The organism is Terriglobales bacterium (genome assembly GCA_035624475.1).
GTDB lineage: Bacteria > Acidobacteriota > Terriglobia > Terriglobales > Acidobacteriaceae > DASPRL01.
Genome location: DASPRL010000362.1, coordinates 1 through 3,034, shown reverse-complemented (window position 1 = coordinate 3,034; position 3,034 = coordinate 1). Strand labels below are relative to the sequence as shown.

The 3,034-nt window shown below is 65.4% G+C and carries 4 protein-coding genes; 3 read left to right on the top strand and 1 reads right to left on the bottom strand.

The window, feature by feature from the left end:
• The 3 genes from VEG08_14220 to VEG08_14210 all read left to right on the top strand — a co-directional run.
• Positions 1-543: DUF4162 domain-containing protein (locus VEG08_14220; protein ID HXZ29145.1), on the top strand; the 543-nt coding region annotated here is incomplete at its 5' end.
• A complete protein-coding gene (locus VEG08_14215; protein HXZ29144.1) occupies positions 536-1,777 on the top strand; it encodes an ABC transporter permease in 1,242 nt (413 codons plus the stop codon). The genes VEG08_14220 and VEG08_14215, both read left to right, overlap by 8 nt.
• 116 nt (positions 1,778-1,893) lie before the next feature.
• Positions 1,894-2,640, top strand: coding sequence for a lysophospholipid acyltransferase family protein (locus VEG08_14210; protein ID HXZ29143.1), 747 nt, complete (start codon positions 1,894-1,896; stop codon positions 2,638-2,640).
• On the opposite strand, the gene VEG08_14205 is transcribed toward VEG08_14210, so the two are convergent.
• The coding region (locus VEG08_14205) for a hypothetical protein (protein ID HXZ29142.1) at positions 2,637-3,034 on the bottom strand (398 nt) is incomplete at its 5' end. The two genes, VEG08_14210 and VEG08_14205, sit on opposite strands and share 4 nt — an antisense overlap.

Genomic DNA, 3,034 nt, shown 5'->3' with positions numbered 1-3,034 from the left:
CTGGCCGCCTGGATGCCCAAGAAGGTCGAGGAACTCTCCAAGGGCATGCAGCAGAAGGTGCAGTTCATCGCCGCCCTGCTGCACGAGCCCGAACTGATCATGATGGACGAGCCCTTCGCCGGCCTCGACCCGGTCAACGCCACCCTGCTCAAGGACGTCCTGCTGGAACAGAAGCAGGCCGGCCGCACCATCCTCTTCTCCACCCACCGCATGGACCAGGTGGAGCGCATGTGCGACTCCATCTGCCTCATCAACCGGGGCCAGCAGGTGCTGGAGGGGGAGCTCAAGCAGATCAAGGCGCGCTGGGGACGCAACAACGTCCAGATCGAGTACGAGGGCGACGGCAGCTTCCTCAAGGACAACAGCCTCCTTCAGTCCTTCAACGACTACGGCAACTACGTGGAGGTGCGGCTCGCCCCCGGAGCCGACGCCCAGCAGCTCCTGCATCAGGTCTCCGCCGGCGCCAAGGTCTACAAGTTCGAGATGGTCGAGCCCTCGCTGGAGCAGATCTTCATTGACGTGGTGGGGAAGACCGATGCGTAACGTCTGGCTGGTGATCCAGCGCGAGTACCTGGAGAAGGTGCGCACCAAGGCCTTCCTCTTCACCACCATGTTCATCCCCGCGCTGATGGGGCTGAGCATCTTCCTGCCCACCAAGATGGCGACCATGAAGAGCAATAAGGTCACGCACATCGTGGTGGTGGCCTCCAGCCAGGCCACCGGCGACGCCATCCGCTCCCAACTCGCCGAACGCTCCCAGGACATCGGCGGGAAATACGCGGTGGACGTGGACCTGACCGCCAGCGACGCCGAGCGCGCCGCCCTGGCCGCCAAGGTCAAGGGCGGCGAGCTCGACGGCTTCTTGTGGGCCACCGACGACGCCCTCACCGCCCGCTCCGTCACCTACACTGCCCGCAACGTCAGCGACTTCTTCGAAGCCGCGGTGCTGAAGTCGGCCGTGACCATGGCGCGCATGCAGTCGCGCCTGACCCGCCACGGCGTCGGCGCCCAGGAGCTCCAGGACATCCTCAAAAGCGTGGATATCAAGGTCGAGACCGGGGAGAAGAAGTCGAGCGGCGAGTTCATGTTCATCTTCACCTTCATCCTGGGAGCGATGCTGTTCACCACCGTGCTGGTGTACGGCATTTCCGTCATGCGCTCGGTGCTGGAGGAGAAGAACTCGCGGGTGATGGAGGTCCTGCTCTCCGCTCTCACTCCCAAGGAGCTGATGGCCGGCAAGATCATCGGCGTGGCCGCCGTCGGGCTGACCCAGATCGCCATCTGGGCGGCACTGGGCGCGGTGCTGGGGGGGCCCTACGCGCTCGCCGCCCGCGGCGCGCTTCAGGGAGTCAGCATCCCGCCCGCGACCCTGATCTTCTTCGCCGTCTTCTTCCTGCTGGGCTACCTGCTCTACAGCTCCATGTATGCCGCCCTGGGTGCACTGGTCAGCACCGACCAGGAGGGCCAGCAGTTGCAGATCGTGGTCATGGGCCCGCTGCTCTTCGCCTACCTGATGATGTTCGGGGTGCTGCGCCAGCCCAACGCCACCTTCTCGTTGGTGCTCTCCCTGGTGCCCTTCTTCGCGCCCCTGCTGATGTATATGCGCATCATGGTGCAGCCGCCGCCCGCCTGGCAGGTCGCGCTCTCCATCGCGCTGATGATCGCCACCATCTACGGCATGGTCTCGCTCTGCGCCCGCATCTATCGCATCGGCATCCTGATGTACGGCAAGCGCCCCACCTTGCCCGAGATCTGGAAGTGGCTGCGCTACACCTAGGGGTATTGCAGATTGCAGAATGAAGATCGCAGATTTGCGGAGGGATGCCCGGAGCTCGGTCTTTTCCAATCGTCAATCTGCAATCTTCACTCTGCAATCGTTTTACAATCGCAAGCGTGGCCACTCCTGCGCCCGATGAAGTCCAGTCCGAGGTCGCCGCTGGGCGTCGCTTCACCCTGCGCCAGCGCCTGCTGCTCTGGCTGATCACCTGGGGCGGCTACCTGCTCATCCGCGGCATCGGTCCCACGCTGCGCATCGAGCTTTCGCTGGAAGAGGGCGCGCTGGAGGGAGGTTTCGGCCTGGGCGTGATCGGCGCCTTCTGGCACCAGTGCGTGATCCCCGCCGGCTGGCAGTGGCGCCAGAAACCTATCTCGGTGATGATCAGCCGCAGCTTCGACGGAGAGTACATCACGCGCATCCTGCGCAAGCTGGGCTTCGGGGCGGTGCGCGGCTCCTCCTCGCGCGGCGGGGCCATGGCGCTGAAGGGCATGCACGACGAACTGGCCGGGGGGCGCAGCGTGGCCTTCACCATCGACGGTCCCCGCGGGCCCCGCTTCGTGGCCAAGCCCGGGCCGGTGCTGCTGGCCCGCAACACCGGCTGCCCCATCGTCTGCTTCCACTTCGGCGTCGCGGAGCGCTGGACCCTGAACTCCTGGGACGCCATGCTCATCCCCAAGCCCTTCTCTCGCGTCTGCCTGCGCATGGCGCGGATGATCCGCGTGCCCGCCAACGCCGACGAAGAAGCCATCGCCCGCCTCCACGCCGAGATGCAGCAGGCCCTCGACCGCGTGCGTGACTACGCCGAGGCGCAGGTGCACTCGCGCGCCGGCGACGAGGGGTTGAAGAGGGAGCGATCCGCCTAAGGAACGACCGTGAAGTCCTGCACCAGCTCTTGTACGGGGCGGTTCCTCTCGGTCGAATAACTGCTGAACAGGAAGACGTGCAGCCGGTAGTCACCGGGTGCGAAGGGCTCATAGGGCGTGATCTTGTCCTGGAAGGTGAGTTGTTCGCCGGGCGACAATAGGCTGGCGTGCACCTGCGTGAACTGCGCCGCACCCGCCGCCACCGCGTTGCCGAGATTCACCATGCCGGGGTTCACCTTGGCGGTTCGGGCGCTCTGGGAGAGCGGCTCCCACCCGTAGTGGATGTCGATGACGTAGGCGAGATTCCCCTCCGGGATGGGCACATCCCTCTTTCCCACGTTGCGGATGACGAAGGAGAACCCGACCGGAGCCCCGGCCCGGTTCTGGGTGGAGG